Here is a 23,716-nt window from a genome sequence, read left to right as displayed (position 1 = left end):
GTTGGTCCTTCTACCTGGGTTTGCGCGCGGTCACATGGATATAACGCCCTAAACTTAAAAAGGGCTCCTGGCGACAGTAGCGCCGTTCCATCTCAATAATGGACTCAACGTCTTTCACGGCGGCAGACTGTTCTTTCATGTAGTCACAAAAGACACGAATGCCAGCGCGCTGTTCAATCTCAAATCCACAATCTGTCAGCCAGCGATACACCTCTTCGGGATCGCGTGGGTAATCGGGCGACAGCGTGCGCTTCTTGCGCTTGGACATATTGGCCTGTAGATAGCCGAAATTGCCAAGGGTCAGCAGGCGCATGGTTAAGGCATGGCGATTAAAAAACATCAGCGACAACACGCCACCGGGCTTCAGGGTGTGCCATAACGCCTGCAATACCACCTCGGGTTGCGCGACCCATTCCAGCACAGCGTGAAACAATACCAGATCAACTGGTTTATCCAAATGTTCGCCGACCTGTTGCGCGCTAATTTGTTTGAATTGCATGTTGTGGCTCACACCCTCGGCAAGGGCATGCGCTTCCGCCAGCTTCAACATCTCCGCAGACAGATCACACAACAACACCTGATGGCCGCGCGCCGCCAGACCGCTGGAAATTTGCCCTACTCCGCCACCGGCATCCAGCACCGACAGCGGCCCGGCGGGCAGCGTCGGCAACAACGTATCCAGCTCATCCCACAGGATCGCCTGACGCACCATGCCTTTTTTGGTGCCATATATGTTCTTTGAAAATCTCTCCGCGAGATCGTCAAAGTTACGATCCTGCATGCTGGTCGCTCCGTTCTGCTGCCTTCAACTTGTGCTATTTTGTCACAGGCGCAATAAGAATGAACCTTTCATCCCGTGGTTAGTGTCTGGCTGCTGTTTTTTCGGCCAAAAGGAGCAATTTTCGATGTTTTTCACGTTAAAAAAAGTGATCGGGGGAATGTTACTGCCCTTGCCACTGCTGCTGTCGTTGATGGCAGCCGGACTTTTATTGCTCTGGTTCAGCCGCTGGCAGAAAAGCGGCAAAATCCTGATATCAATCAGTTGGCTGTTGCTGCTGTTACTCAGCCTGCAACCGGTAGCCGATCGCCTGTTGCTGCCACTGGAAAAGGCCTATCCGACCTGGAACCGTTCTGTCAGCGTCGATTATATCGTGGTGTTGGGTGGCGGATACACCTTTAATCCGGAATGGGCACCCAGTTCGAACCTGATTGGGAATAGTCTGCCTCGGGTGGCTGAAGGGGTGCGTCAATGGCGACGTTATCCGCAGGCGAAGATGATTTTTACCGGCGCGGCAGCAGGGAATAACCCCATGAGCAATGGCCGCGTGGCGGCGATGGTGGCGGAGAGCCTCGGCGTCCCCGACAGCGCAATTATCGTGCTGGACCAGCCTAAAGATACCCGGGAAGAAGCGCAGGCCGTAAAAATCGCCGTGGGGCAACATCCCTTCCTGCTGGTGACATCCGCCAATCATCTGCCACGGGCGATGCAGTTCTTCCAGCGTGCCGGACTTAATCCACTGGCCGCCCCGGCTAATCAACTGGCCATCACCTCGCCATTAAACGGCTGGGAGCGCGCGATCCCTTCACCGTTGTGGCTCAGCCATAGCGAGCGGGCAATTTATGAAACCCTGGGGCAGGCGTGGCAGGCACTGCGCGGTGATGACCTCACCTCATCCCAGCCAGGGGAGTAACTGTTCACGCGCGTTATCAAAGCGTGGACGGTCGAACTGGCCGGTGCTGACCAGGGTATCAATGCAATCCCAGAGTTGATACAGCCAGCGCCGCCAGAGAAATCCTTCTGCGACCGGTGCACGCTGCAAATAGTGCTGCAACAGCGAGGCTTCTGCCCCGTTGTCACCCAGCCGCATCAGTTCAAATTCGCGTGGCGCCCACAACACATTGCCGGGTTGTGTCATTGCCACCAGTTGATCACTGCGCACATCCTTCATGATGCTCGCCAGCCGCAAGTTGCCGTGGATCAGCACGCAGGGATCGTCAAACCCCTGAAATAATCGGGTCAGTTGCTGACGGCTACGAAACAGAATTTGCCGATCGTCGAGGGTGAAATCGGGGGGCGACAGGTAGCCTAACGTTGACCACAACACCTCGACCCGCTGCTGATACCAGGCAGGCCAGTTGTTTTCCTGAATGCTGTCGATGCTGCCGACCAGTCCATGACTGTCAATGCGATGCCACGCCAGTAAGCCTTCAACCACCTGCTCGCAGAGCTGCTCCCAACGTGCAGCCGTTCGCGCGGGCGCTTCGGCAGACACACCATTGAGACGTGCCATCAGCAACATTTCGTGTACCGGTTTCTGCTGGCTGAGTACCAGGCCAAACACCGCCGGTACTGCAATTAATCCATCGCGGCCCAGCATCGCCAGCTTTTTGGCTTCCAGCGCTGCGCGCCCCTGATGACGGAAATATTTCGCGACAACCGGCATCGGTTTATCGGCGGCGTCATACAACGCGTAAAGCCGCGATTGGGATTGTTCACTGATGGTTTCAAGACGGCCGACGCTTTCACCAAGCACCAGCGTGAGTTCTGAGCGAAGCTGTTCCATGCGTCATCCTCCTGAGAAAGTGACTTAAATATCCTGGAGGTCACGGTAGCGCAGAGCGATGCGCCAGATCAAAGAACAGCAGGGCCAGCCGCAAAAGCTGGCCGCTGCGGGATTAAGCCTGCATGGCAGCGCGAACGCGCAACAGGTCTTCCGGGGTGTCAACACCAACGCTGGGCACCGTCTCTGCTACGGCGACATGGATCTTCTCGCCATACCACAAGACACGCAACTGCTCGAGCAACTCAATCTGCTCCAGCGGGCAGGGTTGCCACGAGATATAACGACGGACAAAGCCTGCGCGGTAAGCATAGATACCAATATGACGCAGCAGCGTATCGCCAGCCTGCTCGCGCGATTTCGCGTAACGCTCGCGATCCCACGGAATGGTGGCGCGCGAGAAGTAAAGTGCATAACCCTGCGCATCAGTAACCACTTTTACCGCATTTGGGTTGAACGCTTCTTCCGCATCACGGATGGGCACCGCAAGGGTCGCCATACCCGCATCAGCCTCAGCCAGGTTTGCCGCCACCTGGCGCACAATCGCTGGCGGGATCATCGGCTCGTCACCCTGCACATTGACAATGATGGTGTCATCCGGGAACTGATATTTTTCAATCACTTCCGCCAGGCGCTCGGTACCGGAATGATGGTCAGCACGCGTCATGCAGACTTCACCACCTGCCGCTTCTACCGCCGCCGCAACATCAGGATGATCCGTGGCAACAATCACCCGTTCGGCACCGGATTCACGCGCACGTTCCATCACATGCACCACCATCGGTTTACCAAGAATATCCACCAATGGCTTGCCCGGCAGACGCGTCGAAGCGTAGCGCGCCGGAATAATGGCGACGAAACTCATGGATGGATCTCTTCAACAGACAAGGTTCGCGCTTCGTTTTCCAGTAATACCGGAATACCATCGCGCACCGGGAATGCCAGCCCATCGGGTTTGCAGATTAACTCCTGCTGTTCTTTGTTGTAGTACAGTTTTCCATTGCAAACTGGGCAGGCCACAATTTCAAGCAAACGGTGATCCATAATCTCCTCCATACCGGATCGATTCGTCAGGTAATAAGCATACCATAGCGTAGCGCGAGACAACGTGCCGGAATCCACTACGCAGTTATTGTCCAGCGATCTGACCAGGCAGCACGCAATGCCGATGGTGCCTGCTCAATCAACACTTCACTGGCCCCCTGCCATTGGGCAAATCGCGTGATGGCACGCTGAACGTCATTGACAAAGCTGGCCGTCACACGCACCCCCTCCTCCAGCCAGAAAGCACGGATCACCAATTGCTGCGCCTGGCGATCCATCTTCGCATCGAGCCGACCTTTCAGTACGCCACGATGCAAAACCGGCAGCACAAAGTAGCCGAACTTACGCTTCTCCGCTGGCGTATAGCATTCGATGCGGTAGTCAAAATTGAACAGTTCCAGCGCCCGGCGTCGATCCCATACCACCGGGTCAAAGGGAGAAAGCAGCGCGGTATGGGTGGCTGCCGACGATTTTTCCAGTTGCGGGAGTAACTCATGATGCAGCCACATCTCGCCCAGTTGCTCAACCTGCACCGGAATAATCGCGCCCCGCTCCTGCGCGGCCTCAAGCCAGGGTTTCAATGCAACCCGCTTCAGCCGATAGTAATCAGCCAACCAGGTGGGGCGGAAAATACCCAGACTACGCGCGCTGTGGTTGAGCATACTGACCACCGCGTCCTCTTCACTGAGCGCATGTTGCTCATCATCCCAGTCCGGCATCACCCGTTGCTGTAGGTCATACACCCGATGGAAATTGCGGCGTTCTACCACCATCAATTCCCCTGCACTAAACAAGTTTTCCAGATGGCGTTTATGCGGCTTCCACGCCCACCAGCCCGGTTTACTGTGCTTTTCCGTGGCAAAATCAGCGGCACGCACCGGACCGTTAGCGTTGATATGCTCCAGCAGGTCGGCAATCTCCTGCTGATGCTCTTCAACCCACTGCGCGTTATATTTCCAGCCAAGGCGCGAGGGATCGAGCATGCGATGGCGCAGCAGCGGGTAGTCTTCACGCGGGATAAAACAGGCTTCATGCGCCCAGTACTCAAACAACTCGCCCGATGCCAGCGACTCTTCCAGCCAGGTTATCGGGTAGTCACCCAGACGGCTGAATAACACCAGATAGGGGCTGCGCGCCACCACATTGATGGTGTCAATTTGCAGCAATGACATCTGACGGATAGTGGCATGAATATCAGCGAAACGGGCACGCCGCCCGGCAGGCCGAAGCAGCCCCTGAGCGGCAAGATGGAGATTGCGAGCGGTCTGTAAAGAGAGGGAATCAGCGCGGGTCATTACTCAGTTTCCCTGTCAGTTTTAGCGCGGTTTTGCGTCGCGGGCGTTGAGACAAAGTTGCGTGATGTCATCTAACAGCACAGGCAAGGACGCCCCTGCAAGATGCGCATCGACGGGTAAATACCACCAGTTTTCACGCGCAAACGCTCGGCATTTCACTGCATCTTTTTCCGTCATCAGCAGACACTGCCCTTGTTGCGTCAGGCTGCTTAATTCGGCTTCGCTATAAGCGTGATGGTCAGCAAAAGCGATTTCCGCAACAGGCTGTAACCCTTGCTGCTTCAGGGTAGTGAAGAAACGAGGCGGATGCCCAATACCGGCCATGGCGATCACCGGTGGCAACTGTGTCAGGCTGGCGCTTTGCCCGGTAACGAGATTTATCGCCTGGCCTGGTTGTAATGTCATGGCGATTTCACGACCACTGGCTTCACCACCGTTCACGATAACGGCATCAACCTGATCAAGACGGGAAGCACGTTCGCGCATTGGCCCGGCGGGCAACCACCAGCCATTGCCGAAACGACGTACGCCATCCACCACGACCCACTCGCGGTCACGTTGCAGAGCGTAATGCTGCAATCCATCATCGGTGATAATCACATCCAGCTGCTGCCGGGACAATAAGGCCTCGACAGCAACACGACGTTGCGGGGCCACCGCGACCGGCGCACCGGTACGTTGTGCTATCAACACCGGCTCATCACCTGCCAACTCGGTGGACGTTTCGGCATCGACTAACAGTGGATAACGTTCAGCTTTACCACCATAGCCGCGCGACACTATCCCAGGACGCAGACCTCGTTGTTGCAACGCCTGCACCAGCCAGATAACCACCGGTGTTTTGCCGTTACCGCCAGCAGTGAGATTACCCACCACAATCACCGGACAGGGCGCACGCCAGCTTTTACGCCAGCCATGCTGGAAACTGAGGCGAATCAGCCAGCTGACTGCCCCATACAGCAGGCTGAGCGGCCATAACAGCAGCCACAGCGGCGAACGCCCACTCCAGATGCGTTCAATCATTGGCCAAACTGCAATTTGTGAAGTTGTGCATAAGCTCCTTTTTCGGCCAGCAGAACCTCATGCGTACCACGCTCAACAATACGACCATCTTCAACCACCACGATTTCATCCGCTTTTTCGATGGTTGAAAGACGGTGCGCAATCACTACCGAGGTGCGGTTTTTCTGCAATTCATCCAACGCCGACTGAATCGCACGTTCAGACTCGGTATCCAGAGCAGAAGTCGCTTCATCAAGGATCAGGATTGGGCAATCACGCAATAAAGCACGGGCAATGGCGATACGCTGACGTTGGCCGCCGGAGAGCAGCACACCATTTTCGCCGATGACGGTATCAAGCCCGTTATCCATTTTTTTGATGAAATCCATCGCATGCGCCATAGTCGCTGCCCGCTCAACCTCTTCGCGGCTGTACTGTTCATTGCGTGCATAAGCGATGTTATTCGCGATGGTGTCGTTGAACAGATGCACATTCTGCGACACTAACGCCACCTGGTTACGTAACGAACCCAGGGTGTATTCGCGTAAATCGTGTCCGTCCAGCAGGATTTCACCCTGTTGAATATCGTAAAAGCGGGTCAGCAGACTCGCCATGGTAGATTTACCTGAACCTGAACGACCCACCAGTGCCACGGTTTTTCCGGCTGGTAAGCTCAGATTGATATCGCGCAACGCCGGAGTATCACGGCCAGGGTAAGTGAAGGTTACATGACGGAATTCCACATCACCTTTAGCGCGTTCCAGCTGACGCGTACCGCTGTCATTCTCCTGCTCGCTATCCAGAATGCTGAACAGCGTCTGACAAGCCGCCATACCACGCTGGAACTGCGCATTAACGTTAGTCAGCGACTTAAGCGGGCGCATCAGGGCGATCATCGAGGAGAACACCACCGTGATGGTACCGGCGGTCAATGTATCCATTACGCTTGGGAAGCTGGCAGCATACAGCACAAAAGCCAGCGCCAGAGAAGCGATCAGCTGAATAACCGGGTCAGAGATAGACGAGGCAGAAACCAGTTTCATGCCCTGTTGACGCATCTGATTGCTGACGCGTGCAAATCGCTGGGACTCTACTTCCTGGCCGCCAAAAATCAGCACCTCTTTGTGCCCTTTCAGCATTTGCTCGGCGCTGGTTGTCACTTGCCCCATGGTGTTCTGCATGGTTTTGCTGATATTACGGAAGCGTTTTGAGACGTTGCGAATCGCAAAAGAAACGATCGGTGCCAGAACAATCAGGATCAATGACAGCTGCCAGCTGTAGTAAAACATCATGATGAACAGGCCGATGATCGATGCACCTTCACGCACCACCGTAACCAGCGCGCTGGAAGATGATGAAGCGACCTGCTCGGAGTCATAAGTGATACGAGACAGCAACGTACCTGTCGACTGCTGGTCAAAGAAGGCTACCGGCATACCCATCATGTGACTGAACAGGCGACGACGCATATTCATCACTACGTTGCCGGAAACCCACGAAATGCAATAGCTAGAAATATAACTGGTTATTCCGCGCATCAGCATCAAACCGATTACCGCCAGCGGCATCCACAACAGCACGGATTTGTCAGCTTTACCGAAGCCGTCATCCAGTAAAGGTTTCAACAGGGAGAGCATTAAGGTGTCGCCTGCCGCATTGAGTATCAGCGCCACAGCAGACACGAATAAGCCAGCTTTGTGGGGCGCAATCATCGGCCAGAGTCGGCGAAATGTCTGCCACGTTGAGAGATCTTTGTCTTGTTGCATTATTTAGTCACGCTGTTTGAAATAGCCGCTCATTCTACCTGGATTCACGTTTGACGCCAAACCACTGATGATACCAGCGAGGCATTATTTGCTCTCTTAACCCCTTTATTTGCCAATGACCTGCACGGATCCCTATCTGTATCTGGCCGGATTGGGCGGTGTCATGCCAATGATAACCCTGCTGCTGATAGGTGCTAATCACCGTCTTCGCTGGCATCCGCCAGACGTTATAACGTGCCACAGAGGCAATCGCGACCTCCCCGGAGACATTACGCAACAACAACGCGCTGGAAGAGGTTCGACTACCATGATGAGGCACCTGTAAAATGGTTGAGGCCAGTGCCTGCTTTTGCTGCGCGACCAGCATCCTTTCAGCCTCCCGCTCAATATCCCCCGTCAACAGCAAACTCACTTTGCCATCATCGACCCGTACCACACAGGAGTCGTTATTTTCGCCTCTGGAGGAGCCACGAGGCGGCCAGAGTACGCTAAAACGAAGTTTCCCCCAGAGCCACTCTCCCCCTTGATAACAGGGAAGATGGTTAGGTTCAGCCAATGCGCTACGCACCGGTGTGCCAGGGTGAGCAGCGATAATTGCTGCCAGCCCTCCACGATGGTCCAGATGCTTATGGCTCAAAATTATTGACTGTAAGGCTCGGTTTTTACGCTGCAACCAGGGAAGGATGACCCGGCTCCCTGCATCACCATATGTCCAGCGAGGGCCTGTATCGTATAACACTGCCTCATCCCCCTGAGAAATGACGATCGCCAGTCCGTGCCCAACATCGATCATATCGATTTGCCAGTCATCTCGTGGCTCACTGACCCGCCACAGCAGCAAAGTGATGGCAATACTGCAACATTGCACAGGGGCGCGAAAAACAATGCCACTACGCCAGGCAAACATCCCGCCCCACAGCAACAGCATCGCTGGCAATGCATCACTCCATGGCAACCAACCCGCGGGAAGCCATGCCAGCCCAGACATCACCTGGTGGACCGACTGATCCGCCAGCCACCATAATCCACTGGCAAACGAAGTCACGGGCATCACCATCGCCAGCAATATCAACGGCACCGTAATAAATGAGATTATCGGTACTGCCAGCAGATTAGCCAGCAACGCACTGAGGCTAATGCCCTGAAACAGCCATATTTGCAGTGGCGCCATCAGCAACATCATCCCCAATTGCAAATGCAGCAATTGCAAACCCCACCAGCGACGCCCGTTACGAAACCTTGCAGGTAATGCAAACCATTGATACCAGATTAGCAGCGCCGCTACAGCCAGGGCTGATAACCAAAAACTCTCTGACAAAACAGTGAGCGGATCCAGCGCCAGCAACAAGCCAACACATAATGTCCACACCTGCCAGCCACTCAGTTGCCAGCCCGCAATGCGTAGGCCTATCCATAGCGTCAGGGCGAGCAAGGCACGCTGTGCCGGTGGATGGCTGCCAGATATCCAGCAATAAATCGCGGCAGTGCACCCACTGGCTATCAAAGGAAACAGATAATTAATCCGTCGGGCGGGGAGCACCCATTGCAGCATCCGCATAAATAGCCAACCAACACTGGCTGCCAGTGCGATATGCATACCCGAAATTGCCATCAGATGCGCTGTTCCCGTTTCGCGTAGAATGCGACGCTGATCTTCTGTCATCGATTCCCGCATACCAAACGCCAGCGCCTGGACAATCGCCGGGGCTTGCATCACCGCAAATGCCGGAAGGTGATAATTGATCAGTCGAGCGCGCCAGCTACACGTTGGATTCAACACCTGGCGTGCCGCAATAACGCCCTGCAAAGGTTTGTGTTGTGCCAGGGCAAAGCGCTGTGCATCAAACTCGCCTTCGTTGAGGCGCGCATGCACGGCACGTAAACGTAACTGCATACGCCAGCGTTGTCCGCTGCAAAAGGGTTCCCCTTCCCCGTTGTGGTTTAGCGTGGCAAAGAGCGGTGGAAACTGATATCGCCCATTGATTTGCAGCAGTTGAACCGTCAGTTGTTTATTGTCCTGACGCACATCCGTTATCCGTACGATAGCGTTTACCGGTGCCTGCGTCAGTTGGTCAATAGTGCTGACCATTTGCCGGGCCTCAGCCAATGCCCAAGTCATCAGGAGTAAAGTCACGCCGACGAGACGTAACCAGGGAAGAGGTTGCAGACTCAGTAACAGTGCGCTGGCCCCCATCGCCCACAGGATGTCATTACCGGGTAAGTCAGGTATCAATCCTAATGGCAATGCAGCAAGCATCATCAATCGCGCCAGCACTATCCATGTTATCTGCATCTTTCTTCTCCGTGAAAGGAGAAAAGAGTGTGCCAGAGGTGATCGCGTTATTCGCGCCAGGCGTTAACGATTCTGGAGGCAGCTCCAGAGATAATCAGGCTTTTGCAGTGGTATTACATTAATTCTGGAGCTCGATTGTCATCAGGCAAAAAAAAACGACACCAGATGGTGTCGTTTTCACTGTTCGGTAACGGCTTAGCCGTAAATATTCGCACGGTCACGCAATTCTTTGCCCGGTTTGAAGTGGGGAACGTATTTACCTTCCAGATCCACTTTGTCACCCGTTTTCGGGTTACGTCCGGTACGCGGTGCGCGGTAGTGCAAAGAAAAGCTGCCGAATCCCCGGATTTCAATGCGCTCGCCTTGTGCCAACGTTGTGGCCATATGCTCGAGCATCTCTTTAACCGCATCCTCAACGACTTTCGCCGGAATATGAGTCTGCTGGCCAGCAAGTCTTTCAATCAGTTCTGACTTGGTCATGTAACCTCCGGTTAATCCCTGTTTGGAAAGGTATGACAGCTTTTACCGAAACCGGGCAGCTTACGCCGCCCGGTGCTTCGGGTCGATTACTCGCCTTTAGCCGCTTTGAACGCTTCAGCCATAGCGTTAGAGAAGTTGCCTTCTTCCTGTTTGGTGTTAACAGTGTTGATAGCTTCTTTCTCGTCAGCCTGGTCTTTCGCACGGACAGACAGACTTACAACGCGGTTCTTACGGTCAACGCCAGTGAATTTAGCTTCAACGTCGTCACCAACACTCAGAACCAGAGTTGCGTCTTCGATACGGTCCAGTGAAGCTTCAGAAGCGCGCAGGTAACCCTCTACGCCATCAGCTAATTCTACTGTAGCACCTTTCGCGTCAACTGCAGTGACTTTACCAGTCACGATAGCGCCTTTCTTGTTCAGGGTGATGTAGTTGTTGAACGGATCTTCAGCCAACTGTTTCACACCCAGAGAGATGCGCTCACGCTCTGCATCAACCTGCAGTACAACGGCAGCGATTTCGTCGCCTTTTTTGTACTCACGAACGGCTTCTTCGCCAGTTGCGTTCCAGGAGATGTCAGACAGGTGAACCAGACCGTCGATGCCACCGTCCAGGCCGATGAAGATACCGAAGTCAGTGATTGACTTGATTTTACCTTCAACGCGATCGCCTTTGTTGTGGGTCTCTGCGAACTGCTGCCATGGGTTAGATTTGCACTGCTTCAGACCCAGGGAGATACGACGACGTTCTTCGTCGATGTCCAGAACCATAACTTCAACCACGTCGCCCACGTTAACAACTTTAGACGGGTGGATGTTTTTGTTGGTCCAGTCCATTTCAGAAACGTGTACCAGACCTTCAACGCCTTCTTCGATTTCTACGAAGCAGCCGTAATCAGTCAGGTTGGTTACACGACCGGTCAGCTTGGTGCCTTCCGGATAGCGTTTAGCGATAGCTACCCACGGATCTTCGCCCAGCTGTTTCAGGCCCAGAGATACACGGGTACGCTCGCGGTCGAACTTCAGCACTTTAACAGTGATTTCGTCGCCCACGTTGACGATTTCGCTCGGATGCTTAACGCGTTTCCAGGCCATGTCAGTGATGTGCAGCAGGCCGTCAACGCCGCCCAGGTCCACGAATGCGCCGTAGTCAGTGAGGTTCTTAACGATACCTTTGACTTCCATGCCTTCCTGCAGGTTTTCCAGCAGCTGATCACGTTCAGCGCTGTTTTCAGATTCGATAACTGCGCGGCGAGAAACAACCACGTTGTTACGTTTCTGATCAAGCTTGATTACTTTGAATTCAAGCTCTTTGCCTTCCAGGTGCAGGGTGTCGCGAACTGGACGCACGTCTACCAGTGAACCCGGCAGGAACGCACGAATACCATTCAGCTCAACTGTGAAGCCACCTTTAACTTTGCCGTTGATAACACCGGTAACAGTTTCAGCATCTTCGTAAGCTTTTTCCAGCGTGATCCAAGCTTCGTGACGTTTAGCTTTTTCACGGGACAGCAGGGTTTCACCGAAGCCGTCTTCTACTGCGTCCAGAGCAACGTCAACTTCGTCGCCCACCTGGATTTCCAGTTCGCCAGCTGCGTTCTTGAACTGCTCTGCAGGGATTGCAGATTCAGATTTCAGACCCGCATCAACCAGAACTACGTCTTTGTCGATAGCAACAACGACGCCACGAACGATGGAACCCGGACGGGTTTCGATTTCTTTCAGGGACTCTTCAAAGAGTTGAGCAAAAGATTCAGTCATATTGATAATCTTCAGGATTCTTCAATTTAACGTCCACCTGACGTCATTGTCGGATGGGGTTGTTTCACATGCCCTGCACCGGATCCGTGGTACAGGGTTACAGCAATTCGGTTACCGAAAATATTAAATGCCCAGCTTCTGGCGGGCATAATCAAGTGCCATTTCAATGACTTGCTCAATTGACATGCTGGTTGAATCCAGCACCAGAGCATCGGCAGCAGGCACCAAAGGGGCGATTGCGCGGTTACGGTCGCGGTCGTCGCGTTCCTTTATCTCGGCTAAAAGGCGATCAAAGTTAACACTAAAGCCCTTCTCCTGCAACTGTAGCATACGGCGATGAGCACGCTCTTCTGAACTGGCATCAAGGAAGATTTTTACCGGTGCATCAGGGAAAACGACTGTCCCCATATCACGACCATCAGCAATTAAACCCGGCTCCTCACGGAAAGCCCGCTGACGACGTAACAGCGCTTCACGTACCCGCGGGAAGGCGGCAACGCGTGACGCGGTGTTGCTCACTTCCTGAGTACGGATTTCACCGGTCACGTCTTCACCTTCCAGAATGACCTGCATCTCACCATCAACGGAAAGAAAACGCACGTCGAGGTGAGCCGCCATCGGAACTAAGGCCTCTTCAGACTCAATATCCACCTGATGATGGATCGCAGCCAAAGCCAGGACGCGATATATCGCGCCCGAATCCAGCAAGTGCCACTGCAATGACTCCGCCATCGCTTTGCACAAGGTTCCCTTCCCTGCACCACTAGGCCCATCGATGGTAATAACCGGGGCGATTGCCGTCATTGTTTTCTCCTGTTGCTGAATGCGTATTTTCAGCCGGCATGGCTGTGCGGATTGCGCAGCATTATACGCTGACCGCGTCAGGTTCGTTACCCCTTAGCGCAGACAGCGTTATAAATTTGGGCAGAATCGGAGGAATTTCCGCTACTAAGGCCAGGAGAAAGTAAAGTCACCCGGCAGGAAAGGCCACCGGGTGTCAGTATCAGGACGTGTGGCTGATTTTCGCCAACTGCTGAAAATAGTCAGGGAAGGTTTTAGCGGTACAACCTGGATCAAGGATTGTTACAGGCGTATCTGACAGAGCGACCAGCGAGAAACACATTGCCATGCGGTGGTCGTTGTAAGTGCCAATATCGGCATGCTGCAACTGCGCAGGCGGGGTGATACGAATGAAATCGTGCCCTTCTTCAACTTCAGCACCGACTTTACGCAGTTCAGTCGCCATCGCCGCCAGACGGTCAGTCTCTTTAACGCGCCAGTTATAGATGTTGCGCATCAGGGTGGTACCGTTAGCAAACAATGCCGTGGTCGCAATGGTCATCGCGGCATCAGGAATATGGTTCATATCCATATCGATTGCGTTCAGAGAACCGCGAGTACAGGCAATGTAATCCTCACCCCATTCAACGGTGGCACCCATTTTTTCCAGCACATCGGCAAAACGGATATCACCCTGCACGCTGTTACGTCCAATACCCGTAACACGCACGGTCCCGCCTTTAATTGCCGCAGCAGCAAGGAAATAGGAAGCTGAAGAGGCATCACCTTCGACCAGATAATCGCCCGGTGATTGGTACTGCTGCTGCCCTTTAACGACAAAGCGTTGGTAATTCTGGTTATCAACTTCAACACCGAAACAACGCATCAGATGCAATGTGATATCAATGTAGGGTTTTGATACCAGATCACCTTTGATCGTGATGGTGGTGTCCTGCCCTGCTAAAGGCGCCGTCATTAATAACGCCGTCAAAAACTGGCTGGAAACACTACCGTCGACACTCACTTCACCGCCGTTAAAGCCCCCTTTGAGCAGTAACGGTGGATAGTCGGTCTGCTCCAGATAATCGATTTTAGCTCCGCCCTGACGCAGTGCATCAACCAGGTGACCAATCGGGCGCTCTTTCATCCGCGGCTCACCGGTCAGCACGATAGATTGCTGGCCAAGGCACAATGCGGCAGCCAGTGGACGCATCGCTGTGCCGGCATTACCCAGAAAAAGTTCCAGCGGTTGATCTGCGTGCAGTGGACCAGCATTACCGGTCACCTCACAAACAGTGCGATCCGCAGAGAGCGTATAGCCCACACCCAGCGCTTTCAGCGCGTTAAGCATATGCTTAACATCATCACTATCCAGCAGGTTGGTCAGGCGTGTGGTACCTTTTGCCAGCGCTGCCAGCAGCAGTGCACGGTTAGATACGCTCTTGGAACCCGGTAGGTTTACCGTGCCATCAACACGAGCAATCGGTTGTAGTGTCAGGGAGTCCTGCATGTGAAACTCAATCTCCAGAAAAGAAGAAACCCCGTCTGAAAACAACGGGGTCTGGTACCAGTCAAACTGGCATATATGAATAATTAACCGTGGCGACGCTCAAAATCGACCATGAAATCGGTCAGGGCTTTTACACCTTCCAGCGGCATCGCATTGTAAATCGAGGCACGCATACCACCAACCACGCGATGACCTTTCAGCGCATGCAGGCCAGCTTTGAGCGATTCTTCGAGGAATACTTTGTCCAGCGCAGCATCTGCCAACTGGAAAGGCACGTTCATACGTGAACGGTTTTCCGCCGCAACATCGTTACGGTAGAAGTCGCTGCGATCAATCACACCGTAAAGCAGATCAGCTTTAGCCTGATTCTGCTTGTCCATATCGGCCACACCGCCTTTCTCTTTCAGCCATTTGAAGACCAGGCCAGAGAGATACCAGGCAAATGTCGGTGGGGTGTTGAACATGGAATCGTTCTCCGCCAGCACCTTGTAATCGAGAATGGACGGCACATAGCTGTGTGCTTTGCCCAGCAAATCTTCACGTACGATAACCAGCGTCAGGCCTGCCGGACCGATATTTTTCTGCGCACCCGCATAGATTACACCATAACGGCTGACGTCAATCGGGCGTGACAGGATGGTTGATGAATAGTCGGCCACCACCACTTTGTCGCCAAAGTCTGGCTGTTCATCAATCGCGATACCATCGATAGTTTCATTTGGGCAAAAATGCACATAGGCCGCATCATTGCTCAGTTGCCATTCGCGCATCGGCAGAATCGCACGCTTACCATCACGGGTGGTTTTTACATCAATGGTATTTGGCGAGCAGTATTTTTCCGCTTCTTTGATTGCACTGTGCGCCCAATAGCCGCCATCAATGTAGTCAGCAGATTTAGCAGCACCCAACAGGTTACCAGGGATAGCCGCAAACTGCGCACGCGCACCGCCATGACAGAATAAAACTTTGTAGTTGGCGGGGATTTTCAGCAGATCGCGAAAGTCTTTCTCAGCCTCTTCCGCCACCTGAATAAATTCTTTACTACGGTGACTGATTTCCATCACCGAGGTGCCTAACCCGTGCCAGTTTGTCAATTCTTGTTCTGCACGACGGAGCACTTCAACCGGCAGCATCGCTGGACCGGAGCTAAAATTATAAACCTGCGTCATTTCCCCTCACCACTGTCATATCGAACGGTTATGAATACCCTACCGGTTTTATCATTGCCTCTGGATGGCTGCAATCATTTATCCAACCGTGATCACATTTCCAGAGCCAGCTCCACCGCAGCTTATGTCATAAATGTAATCGACAATGGAATTTTGTGAGGTTTATCTGCGAAGTAAAATCAGAATGCCGCCAGGCGGATAAAAACCCGTAACATAAGCGAGAGAGAAACTTCGCCAACCGAATAGCGAATTGCGTGCAAAACCCGTATTATTGCGCGCTTTACGCCCACCCCATTGACTTAGAGAGCGCCATCATGACGCAAACTTTTATTCCAGGTAAAGACGCTGCACTGGAAGACTCCATTTCACGCTTCCAGCAAAAATTGCAGGATTTGGGTTTTAACATCGAAGAAGCCTCCTGGCTGAACCCTGTCCCTCATGTGTGGTCAGTCCATATTCGCGATCGTGACTGCCCGCTGTGCTTTACCAACGGTAAAGGTGCCAGCAAAAAGGCCGCGCTGGCTTCTGCGCTGGGCGAATACTTTGAGCGCCTCTCAACCAACTACTTCTTTGCTGACTTCTGGCTGGGTGAGTCCATCGCTAACGGCGAGTTTGTCCACTATCCCAACGAGAAGTGGTTCCCCTTACCTGAAGATGGCAGCCTGCCAGCAGGGATCCTCGATACTCGCCTGCGTGAATTCTATGATCCTGAAGATAGCCTGAGCGCGAGTGACCTGATCGACCTGCAATCCGGCAATGCTGAGCGTGGCATTTGCGGCCTGCCCTTTACACGTCAGTCAGACCAGCAGACCGTCTATATCCCGATGAATATTATCGGCAACCTGTATGTGTCCAACGGAATGTCAGCAGGTAACACCGCTAACGAAGCGCGTGTACAGGGACTGTCCGAGGTGTTTGAGCGCCATATTAAAAACCGCATCATTGCTGAATCCATCAGCCTGCCAGAAATTCCTGAAGCTGTTATGCAGCGCTATCCTGGCGTGGTTGAGGCCATCGCACGTCTGGAAGCTGAAGGCTTCCCGATTTTTGCCTATGACGCCTCCCTCGGCGGTAAATACCCGGTGATCTGTGTGGTGCTGTTCAACCCGGCGAACGGCACCTGTTTCGCTTCATTTGGTGCACATCCTGATTTTGGTGTGGCGCTGGAGCGTACCGTTACCGAGCTGCTGCAAGGTCGTGGCCTGAAAGATCTCGACGTGTTCACGCCGCCAACCTTCGATGATGAAGAAGTTGCCGAGCATGCCAACCTGGAAACCCACTTTATTGATTCAAGCGGTCTGATTTCCTGGGATATGTTCAAAGACGATGCCGACTATCCGTTTGTTGACTGGAGCTTTGCTGGCAGCACACACGAAGAGTTTGACACGCTGATGGCTATCTTCCGCGCTGAAGATAAAGAAGTGTACATCGCCGATTACGAGCATTTGAGCGTGTATGCCTGCCGCATCATTGTACCGGGCATGTCTGATATTTACCCGGCGGAAGACTTGCTGCTGGCAAACAACAACATGGGCGCACCGCTGCGTGAAACCCTGCTGGCCCTGCCGGCGAGCCAATGGGAGCCGGAAGCCTATCTGGATCTGATCACCCAACTGGATGAAGAAGGTCACGATGACTTCACCCGTGTTCGCGAATTGCTGGGTCTGGCATCGGGCAAAGACAATGGCTGGTTTACGCTGCGTATTGGCGAGCTGAAAGCCATGCTGGCACTGGCTGGTGGTGACCTCGATCAGGCACTGATCTGGACTGAATGGACGATGGAATTTAACCAGTCAATCTTCAGTGCTGAGCGTGCTAACTACTACCGCTGCCTGCAAACCCTGCTGCTGCTGGCTATGGAAGAGGAACGCGATCCGGTTCAATACCACCGCGCCTTTATCCGTATGTACGGTGAAGCAGCCGTTGACGCGGCATCAGCCGCTATCAGCGGTGAAGCGCCGTTCTACGGCCTGCAAGCCGTAGATTTAGATTTGAAAGCCTTCCCGGCCCATCAGTCGTTGCTGGCAGCTTATGAAAAGTTACAGGCGGCCAAACGTCGTTATTGGTTAGCGAAATAAATAGCCTTATTTTGCTGTAAAAGGTCAGATAATGCCCAAAAAGGCGCTGAATAACTTCAGCGCCTTTTTTTATTATCAGCGGTTTTACCTTTCTCAGGAAAATTTCAGATAACATTTTAGACTCAAGCAATAATATTCGTTAACAATTCAACTTTTCTATCGTTGCGTTTCTCAACAATATTTGCAAATATTAAAAAATATTTATTTGATAATATTCAATTGGTTAATGCGGTTTCGCTTGTCCAATAGCCCCTGACACCCCCACCCCACCGGCCAAATATGATCCATATCAAATCCTGTCCTATACTCCTTTGTTAGTATTAATCCCAGATAATTCCTGGAGAGCGTTAGTGTGAAAACTGACAACCCGTTTAATTCATTATTACCGGCGGCAATGGCAAAGGTTGCTGAAGATGCCGGGGTTTATAAAGCCACTAAACACCCCTTAACCACCTTCTTTCTTGCCATAACCGCTGGCGTATTCATTTCTATCGCTTTTGTGTTCTATATCACCGCCACCACCGGTAGCGGCGCGATGCCTTACGGCATGGCAAAACTGATTGGCGGCATCTGCTTCTCTCTGGGATTAATGCTGGTGGTGGTGTGCGGTGCTGACCTTTTTACCTCCACCGTGCTGATTGTGGTGGCTAAAGCCAGCGGTCGCATCACCTGGGCACAGCTGGGGCGTAACTGGTTAAATGTGTATATCGGTAACCTGATTGGCGCACTGTTTTTTGTCGCGCTAATTTGGCTCTCTGGCGAACATATGGTGGCAAACGGCGCGTGGGGCTTAAACGTTCTGCAAACTGCTGACCATAAAATGCATCATAGCTTTATTGAAGCCGTTAGCCTTGGCACCCTTGCCAACCTGATGGTGTGCCTGGCGGTATGGATGAGTTACTCCGGCCGCAGCCTGCTCGACAAAATGGTGGCAATGATTCTGCCTGTCGCTATGTTTGTTGCCAGCGGCTTTGAGCACAGTATCGCTAACATGTTTTTGATTCCGATGGCGATCATGATTCGCGACTTCGCCAGCCCGGAGTTCTGGCAAATGGCCGGAGCCAGTGCCTCACAATTCCAGGCGCTCAGTGTCGGTAACTTTATTGTCGACAACCTTATTCCTGTCACCATCGGCAACATCATTGGTGGTGGCCTGTTAGTCGGATTGACCTACTGGGTTATCTACCTACGCGGTGATGACCCGGTACATTAATTAAGTATTGAGTACGGGCACGCCTGATCGCGTGCCAAACGTGAAAGTTTCCCTAAATAAAGGCAGGTATATCATGACCGAACTGAATGAAAAATTGGCGGCAGCCTGGGAAGGATTTAACGCGGGCGAATGGCAGAACGGTGTCAACGTACGCGATTTCATCCAGAAAAATTACACCCCTTATGAAGGCGACGAGTCGTTCCTCGCGGGTGCCACCCCGGCAACCACTAAACTGTGGGATAACGTGCTGGAAGGCATCAAGATTGAAAACCGTACTCACGCTCCGGTTGACTTCGATACCGATCTTGCTTCAACCATCACTTCACACGATGCCGGTTACATCAACAAGTCACTGGAAAAAATCGTTGGTCTGCAAACTGAAGCCCCGTTGAAACGCGCCATCATCCCGTTTGGCGGTATCAAAATGGTGGAAGGCTCCTGTAAGGTTTATGGCCGTGAGCTGGATGCCTCACTGAAAAAAGTCTTCACTGATTACCGTAAAACCCATAACCAGGGCGTGTTTGATGTCTATACCCCTGACATCCTGCGTTGCCGTAAATCCGGTGTACTGACCGGTCTGCCAGATGCTTATGGTCGTGGTCGTATCATTGGTGACTATCGTCGCGTTGCGCTGTATGGCATCGACTACCTGATGAAAGACAAAGTTGCGCAGTTCAATTCACTGCAAAGCGACATGGAAAACGGCGTCAATCTGGAAGCCACTATCCGTCTGCGTGAAGAGATTTCTGAACAGCACCGTGCGCTGGGCCAGATCAAAGAGATGGCGGCTAAATATGGTCACGATATCTCTCTGCCTGCCACCACGGCGCAGGAAGCGGTGCAGTGGACTTACTACGGCTACCTGGCTGCGGTTAAATCACAGAATGGTGCGGCGATGTCGTTTGGTCGCGTGTCTACCTTCCTTGATGTTTACATCGAACGTGATATCAAAGCAGGCAAGCTGAATGAAGCCGAAGCGCAAGAACTGATTGACCACCTGGTCATGAAACTGCGTATGGTGCGCTTCCTGCGTACGCCGGAATATGATGAGCTGTTCTCTGGCGACCCGATCTGGGCAACTGAGTCCCTGGCAGGTATGGGCGTCGACGGTCGTACTCTGGTCACCAAAAGCACCTTCCGTTTCCTGAACACGCTGTACACCATGGGTCCATCACCGGAACCAAACATGACCATCCTGTGGTCAGAAAAACTGCCGATTAACTTTAAAAAATATGCGGCAAAAGTCTCCATCGATACTTCATCACTGCAATATGAAAACGATGACCTGATGCGTCCTGACTTCAACAACGATGACTATGCCATCGCCTGTTGTGTTAGCCCGATGGTGATCGGTAAACAAATGCAGTTCTTCGGTGCCCGCGCTAACCTGGCGAAAACCCTGCTGTACGCAATCAACGGCGGCGTTGACGAAAAACTGAAAATGCAGGTTGGCCCGAAAGAAGCGCCGATCACTGATGACGTACTGAACTTCGAAACCGTCATGGCGCGTATGGACCACTTCATGGACTGGCTGGCAAAACAGTATGTCACCGCCCTGAACGTTATCCACTACATGCATGATAAATACAGCTATGAAGCGTCACTGATGGCTCTGCATGACCGTGACGTTTACCGTACTATGGCTTGTGGTATCGCCGGTCTGTCTGTAGCTGCTGACTCACTCTCGGCTATCAAGTACGCCAAAGTGAAACCGGTGCGCGATGCGGATGGCCTGGCGATTGATTTCGAGATCGAAGGTGAATACCCGCAGTTTGGTAACAACGACGCTCGCGTCGATGATATGGCCTGTGACCTGGTTGAACGTTTCATGAAAAAAATTCAGAAACTGGCGACCTATCGCAATGCTGTTCCGACTCAGTCAGTGCTGACCATTACCTCTAACGTGGTTTATGGTAAGAAAACCGGTAATACCCCGGATGGCCGTCGCGCAGGTGCACCGTTCGGACCGGGTGCTAACCCGATGCACGGACGTGACCAGAAAGGTGCGGTTGCCTCACTGACCTCGGTCGCTAAACTGCCGTTCGCCTACGCCAAAGATGGTATCTCTTATACCTTCTCTATCGTACCGAACGCGCTGGGTAAAGATGATAACGTACGTAAAACCAACCTCGCGGGCCTGATGGATGGCTACTTCCACCATGAAGCCAACAATATCGAGGGCGGTCAGCATCTGAACGTTAACGTGATGAACCGTGAAATGCTGTTGGATGCGATGGATCACCCGGAAAAATATCCGCAATTGACCATCCGTGTTTCCGGTTACGCCGTGCGTTTTAACTCGCTGACTAAAGAGCAGCAACAGGATGTGATTACCCGTACTTTCACCAAGTCCCTGTAATTCGTCCCGCTAAAAAAGGCTCCTGCGGGAGCCTTTTCTCCAGGTCGTTTTGCCAGAAGGCTAACCGAGGCTCTCTGGCAAAACCGACTTAAACCTCAGAGCACGACACAGATTGTGCCGCCTGATACCAGGCCAAATTGGAGAACTCATCGCAATGTCAACCATCGGTCGTATTCACTCCTTCGAATCCTGCGGCACCGTTGACGGCCCGGGAATCCGCTTTATCACCTTCTTCCAGGGCTGCCTGATGCGCTGCCTCTATTGTCACAACCGTGATACCTGGGATACCCACGGCGGCAAAGAGGTGACGGTTGAAGATTTAATGAAAGATGTGCTGTCGTACCGCCATTTTATGAATGCCTCTGGCGGTGGTGTGACAGCTTCCGGCGGCGAAGCGATTCTCCAGGCTGAGTTCGTACGCGACTGGTTCCGTGCCTGCCGCGCCGAGGGTATCCATACTTGTCTCGATACCAATGGTTTTGTGCGACGTTACGATCCGGTTATTGATGAGCTGCTTGAAGTCACTGACCTGGTGATGCTCGATCTCAAACAGATCAATGATGATATCCACCAGATTCTGGTCGGTGTCTCGAACCACCGTACCATGGACTTTGCCCGCTATTTGCAGAAGAAAGGTGTTCGCACCTGGATTCGCTATGTCGTGGTGCCCGGCTATTCCGACGATGATGATTCGGTACATCGCCTGGGTGAATTCACCCAGGACATGGACAACATCGAGAAGATTGAATTATTGCCTTACCACGAATTAGGTAAGCATAAATGGATTGCGATGGGTGAAGAGTACAAGCTGGAAGGTGTGAAGCCACCGACGAAAGAAACGATGGAACGGGTGAAGAACATTCTGGCTGGATATGGTCATCAGGTGATGTATTAACCCTGCCAGCCCAACACACCTCCGTAGCGGCGCGATTTATCGCGCGGGTACGGCGGTGTGCAGACACGCTCTACGCGTGCGCCACAGGTGTGGCGTGATGGTCGGCTTTGCGCAGCAGCATCACCAGATAAACCAGTGCCACCCCCGCAATCATCACAAACAACAGACGATCTGAGTAGCTCTGCATCAACATCGCCGTGGTGCCCGGTCCAACCAGACTACCCAGGGTGTAGCTGAACAGCAGTGCCTGATTCATCGCCACCAGTTCGTGATGTGCCACCGTTTCACACGCCCAGGACATCGCCACCGGATAGAGCGTAAACCCAGCCAGGCCCAGCACGAATAAGGCCGGGGCCATTGCCGCATCACTCAGCATCGCGATCGCACCGAGGATGATGACAAATACCTGAACACGCAGCACCAACAAACGGCCAAAGCGATCGGCCAGACGCCCCACCGGCCACTGCCCAACGATACCGGAACTGACCAGCAGCGCCATCCAGTAACCTACCGTGGCATCGCTCATACCCTGATGTGCCAGATAAAGCGGCATCAAGCCATACAGTGAACCCAACAGAATCCCGGAGATAATGCAGCCGTTAATACCCAGACGCGAACTGCGACGGCGCATCATCGGCCAGATACGTCCTGGTGACGCATCTTCGCTGGCATGTCCGGCATTCACGCGAACAAACACCACTGGTAACACCGCACAGAGCACCAGGGCCGTTACCCACGGAATAACATGCAACAATTCGGTTGAAACACGGCTGACCAGCAGTTGCCCGGCCACGGTGCCGAGATAATAAATAATCATGTAAGCAGCAAGTAACTGGCCGCGATTGCGCACGGTGCCGCTACAAAGCAAAGCGCTTTCCACCACTACCCACATCAGTGCGCAACCGACACCGGCGATAAAACGCAGCAGTGTCCAGCTGTAAAATCCACCCAGCAGCGCCATCCCCACGGTTGCCACGGCAAACAGGATCGTCGCCAGATAGTAGCAACGATTAAAACCGTAGTGGGTGATCAACCAGCCTGCCAGCAAAGTGCCTGCAAGGTTACCGGTATAATATGATGAACTGACCATACCCACCTGCCAGGTTGGCAGTTGATCATGCGTCAGCCATAACGGCACCAGTGTATTGAGCACAGCGATAGACACCGTCAGGAGCAGCAAACCGCAAAGCAGCAGCAGGACGGGGCGCGACCAGGTTGACATAGGGAAAAAACCAAAGGAATAGAGAGAATTGCGCGCAGTTTGCCAGTTGCTATTTTAAAGTCAATGTGCAAAAAAACACCGCCGCATTTTTTGCTGCTAACCAATTTAATTTTTTTATCTTCAGTTAGTTAGAGTACGAAAGAACTTTCTTAACCGTCTCGCTATCTCTATGAATTTGTGGATTTTTAGACGATCAGGCTTCTCAGATGACGATAACGTTTATTTCTGATTAATTCCGGGTAAAGATTAAATCAGTTTTTTATTTGGGAAATAAAAAACCCGGCATTGC

General features: G+C 52.8%; 19 protein-coding genes. 5 read left to right on the top strand and 14 right to left on the bottom strand.

Going from position 1 to position 23,716, the window contains the following annotated elements:
- Positions 1-10: 10 nt before the first annotated feature.
- The gene (gene cmoM / locus L579_RS02000; protein ID WP_021182613.1) at positions 11-781 is read right to left on the bottom strand and encodes a tRNA uridine 5-oxyacetic acid(34) methyltransferase CmoM; all 771 of its coding nucleotides are present in this window, start codon (positions 779-781) and stop codon (positions 11-13) included.
- Positions 782-905: 124 nt separating this feature from the next.
- Here cmoM and elyC point away from each other — a divergent pair, with 124 nt between their 5' ends.
- A complete protein-coding gene (elyC, locus tag L579_RS01995) occupies positions 906-1,691 on the top strand; it encodes an envelope biogenesis factor ElyC (protein ID WP_021182612.1) in 786 nt (261 codons plus the stop codon).
- On the opposite strand, the gene L579_RS01990 is transcribed toward elyC, so the two are convergent.
- The 12 genes from L579_RS01990 to serC form a co-directional block, all read right to left on the bottom strand.
- The gene (locus tag L579_RS01990) at positions 1,671-2,564 is read right to left on the bottom strand and encodes a YcbJ family phosphotransferase (RefSeq protein WP_021182611.1); all 894 of its coding nucleotides are present in this window, start codon (positions 2,562-2,564) and stop codon (positions 1,671-1,673) included. The two genes, elyC and L579_RS01990, sit on opposite strands and share 21 nt — an antisense overlap.
- Before the next feature lie 112 nt (positions 2,565-2,676).
- Positions 2,677-3,426 carry a 3-deoxy-manno-octulosonate cytidylyltransferase gene (gene kdsB / locus L579_RS01985; RefSeq protein ID WP_021182610.1) on the bottom strand — a complete coding sequence of 250 codons (750 nt, stop codon included), beginning with the start codon at positions 3,424-3,426 and terminating at the stop codon, positions 2,677-2,679.
- On the bottom strand, positions 3,423-3,605 hold the full coding sequence (locus L579_RS01980) for a Trm112 family protein (RefSeq protein ID WP_013508517.1): 183 nt from the start codon (positions 3,603-3,605) through the stop codon (positions 3,423-3,425). The genes kdsB and L579_RS01980 overlap by 4 nt, the downstream gene beginning before the upstream one ends.
- 77 nt (positions 3,606-3,682) lie before the next feature.
- Positions 3,683-4,900 carry a winged helix-turn-helix domain-containing protein gene (locus L579_RS01975; RefSeq protein WP_021182609.1) on the bottom strand — a complete coding sequence of 406 codons (1,218 nt, stop codon included), beginning with the start codon at positions 4,898-4,900 and terminating at the stop codon, positions 3,683-3,685.
- 21 nt (positions 4,901-4,921) lie between these two features.
- Positions 4,922-5,923 (bottom strand): tetraacyldisaccharide 4'-kinase, encoded by a 1,002-nt coding sequence (lpxK, locus tag L579_RS01970; protein WP_021182608.1) that lies wholly within the window; start codon positions 5,921-5,923, stop codon positions 4,922-4,924.
- Complete coding sequence (gene msbA, locus L579_RS01965) at positions 5,920-7,668, bottom strand: lipid A ABC transporter ATP-binding protein/permease MsbA (protein ID WP_021182607.1); 1,749 nt, start codon at positions 7,666-7,668, stop codon at positions 5,920-5,922. The genes lpxK and msbA overlap by 4 nt, the downstream gene beginning before the upstream one ends.
- A 34-nt stretch (positions 7,669-7,702) precedes the next feature.
- Positions 7,703-9,961, bottom strand: a complete 2,259-nt coding sequence (locus L579_RS01960) for a DNA internalization-related competence protein ComEC/Rec2 (protein WP_021182606.1) — start codon at positions 9,959-9,961, stop codon at positions 7,703-7,705.
- Between the two features lie 195 nt (positions 9,962-10,156).
- Positions 10,157-10,441 (bottom strand): integration host factor subunit beta, encoded by a 285-nt coding sequence (gene ihfB / locus L579_RS01955; protein ID WP_013508512.1) that lies wholly within the window; start codon positions 10,439-10,441, stop codon positions 10,157-10,159.
- An 86-nt stretch (positions 10,442-10,527) separates the two neighbouring features.
- The gene (rpsA, locus tag L579_RS01950; protein ID WP_021182604.1) at positions 10,528-12,201 is read right to left on the bottom strand and encodes a 30S ribosomal protein S1; all 1,674 of its coding nucleotides are present in this window, start codon (positions 12,199-12,201) and stop codon (positions 10,528-10,530) included.
- Positions 12,202-12,324: 123 nt separating this feature from the next.
- Positions 12,325-13,005, bottom strand: a complete 681-nt coding sequence (gene cmk, locus L579_RS01945) for a (d)CMP kinase (protein ID WP_021182603.1) — start codon at positions 13,003-13,005, stop codon at positions 12,325-12,327.
- A gap of 199 nt (positions 13,006-13,204) precedes the next feature.
- A complete protein-coding gene (gene aroA / locus L579_RS01940; RefSeq protein WP_021182602.1) occupies positions 13,205-14,491 on the bottom strand; it encodes a 3-phosphoshikimate 1-carboxyvinyltransferase in 1,287 nt (428 codons plus the stop codon).
- Positions 14,492-14,574: 83 nt separating this feature from the next.
- Positions 14,575-15,660, bottom strand: a complete 1,086-nt coding sequence (gene serC / locus L579_RS01935) for a 3-phosphoserine/phosphohydroxythreonine transaminase (RefSeq protein ID WP_021182601.1) — start codon at positions 15,658-15,660, stop codon at positions 14,575-14,577.
- 314 nt (positions 15,661-15,974) lie between these two features.
- On the opposite strand from serC, the gene ycaO reads away from it, so the two are divergent.
- From ycaO to pflA, 4 genes are all read left to right on the top strand, one after another.
- Complete coding sequence (gene ycaO / locus L579_RS01930) at positions 15,975-17,738, top strand: 30S ribosomal protein S12 methylthiotransferase accessory factor YcaO (protein WP_021182600.1); 1,764 nt, start codon at positions 15,975-15,977, stop codon at positions 17,736-17,738.
- Between the two features lie 352 nt (positions 17,739-18,090).
- Positions 18,091-18,951 carry a formate transporter FocA gene (gene focA / locus L579_RS01925; protein WP_021182599.1) on the top strand — a complete coding sequence of 287 codons (861 nt, stop codon included), beginning with the start codon at positions 18,091-18,093 and terminating at the stop codon, positions 18,949-18,951.
- Positions 18,952-19,024: 73 nt separating this feature from the next.
- A complete protein-coding gene (gene pflB, locus L579_RS01920; protein WP_021182598.1) occupies positions 19,025-21,310 on the top strand; it encodes a formate C-acetyltransferase in 2,286 nt (761 codons plus the stop codon).
- A 154-nt stretch (positions 21,311-21,464) separates the two neighbouring features.
- Positions 21,465-22,205, top strand: coding sequence for a pyruvate formate lyase 1-activating protein (gene pflA, locus L579_RS01915; protein ID WP_021182597.1), 741 nt, complete (start codon positions 21,465-21,467; stop codon positions 22,203-22,205).
- A 70-nt stretch (positions 22,206-22,275) separates the two neighbouring features.
- Here the strand turns inward: pflA and L579_RS01910 are convergent, their stop codons facing one another.
- Positions 22,276-23,427, bottom strand: a complete 1,152-nt coding sequence (locus tag L579_RS01910; protein WP_036624587.1) for an MFS transporter — start codon at positions 23,425-23,427, stop codon at positions 22,276-22,278.
- Positions 23,428-23,716: the final 289 nt, after the last annotated feature.

The organism is Pantoea sp. AS-PWVM4 (assembly GCF_000468095.1).
GTDB lineage: Bacteria > Pseudomonadota > Gammaproteobacteria > Enterobacterales > Enterobacteriaceae > Pantoea > Pantoea phytobeneficialis.
The sequence above is the reverse complement of the archived record's forward strand: the minus strand, read 5'-3'. Positions and strand labels throughout refer to the sequence as shown.

Bases quoted from the DNA above. Each gene is read 5' to 3' on its own strand.
- cmoM (WP_021182613.1), bottom strand. From the start codon at position 781: ATGCAGGATCGTAACTTTGACGATCTCGCGGAGAGATTTTCAAAGAAC.
- elyC (WP_021182612.1), top strand. From the start codon at position 906: ATGTTTTTCACGTTAAAAAAAGTGATCGGGGGAATGTTACTGCCCTTG.
- L579_RS01990 (WP_021182611.1), bottom strand. From the start codon at position 2,564: ATGGAACAGCTTCGCTCAGAACTCACGCTGGTGCTTGGTGAAAGCGTC.
- kdsB (WP_021182610.1), bottom strand. From the start codon at position 3,426: ATGAGTTTCGTCGCCATTATTCCGGCGCGCTACGCTTCGACGCGTCTG.
- L579_RS01980 (WP_013508517.1), bottom strand. From the start codon at position 3,605: ATGGATCACCGTTTGCTTGAAATTGTGGCCTGCCCAGTTTGCAATGGA.
- L579_RS01975 (WP_021182609.1), bottom strand. From the start codon at position 4,900: ATGACCCGCGCTGATTCCCTCTCTTTACAGACCGCTCGCAATCTCCAT.
- lpxK (WP_021182608.1), bottom strand. From the start codon at position 5,923: ATGATTGAACGCATCTGGAGTGGGCGTTCGCCGCTGTGGCTGCTGTTA.
- msbA (WP_021182607.1), bottom strand. From the start codon at position 7,668: ATGCAACAAGACAAAGATCTCTCAACGTGGCAGACATTTCGCCGACTC.
- L579_RS01960 (WP_021182606.1), bottom strand. From the start codon at position 9,961: ATGCAGATAACATGGATAGTGCTGGCGCGATTGATGATGCTTGCTGCA.
- ihfB (WP_013508512.1), bottom strand. From the start codon at position 10,441: ATGACCAAGTCAGAACTGATTGAAAGACTTGCTGGCCAGCAGACTCAT.
- rpsA (WP_021182604.1), bottom strand. From the start codon at position 12,201: ATGACTGAATCTTTTGCTCAACTCTTTGAAGAGTCCCTGAAAGAAATC.
- cmk (WP_021182603.1), bottom strand. From the start codon at position 13,005: ATGACGGCAATCGCCCCGGTTATTACCATCGATGGGCCTAGTGGTGCA.
- aroA (WP_021182602.1), bottom strand. From the start codon at position 14,491: ATGCAGGACTCCCTGACACTACAACCGATTGCTCGTGTTGATGGCACG.
- serC (WP_021182601.1), bottom strand. From the start codon at position 15,660: ATGACGCAGGTTTATAATTTTAGCTCCGGTCCAGCGATGCTGCCGGTT.
- ycaO (WP_021182600.1), top strand. From the start codon at position 15,975: ATGACGCAAACTTTTATTCCAGGTAAAGACGCTGCACTGGAAGACTCC.
- pflB (WP_021182598.1), top strand. From the start codon at position 19,025: ATGACCGAACTGAATGAAAAATTGGCGGCAGCCTGGGAAGGATTTAAC.
- pflA (WP_021182597.1), top strand. From the start codon at position 21,465: ATGTCAACCATCGGTCGTATTCACTCCTTCGAATCCTGCGGCACCGTT.
- L579_RS01910 (WP_036624587.1), bottom strand. From the start codon at position 23,427: ATGTCAACCTGGTCGCGCCCCGTCCTGCTGCTGCTTTGCGGTTTGCTG.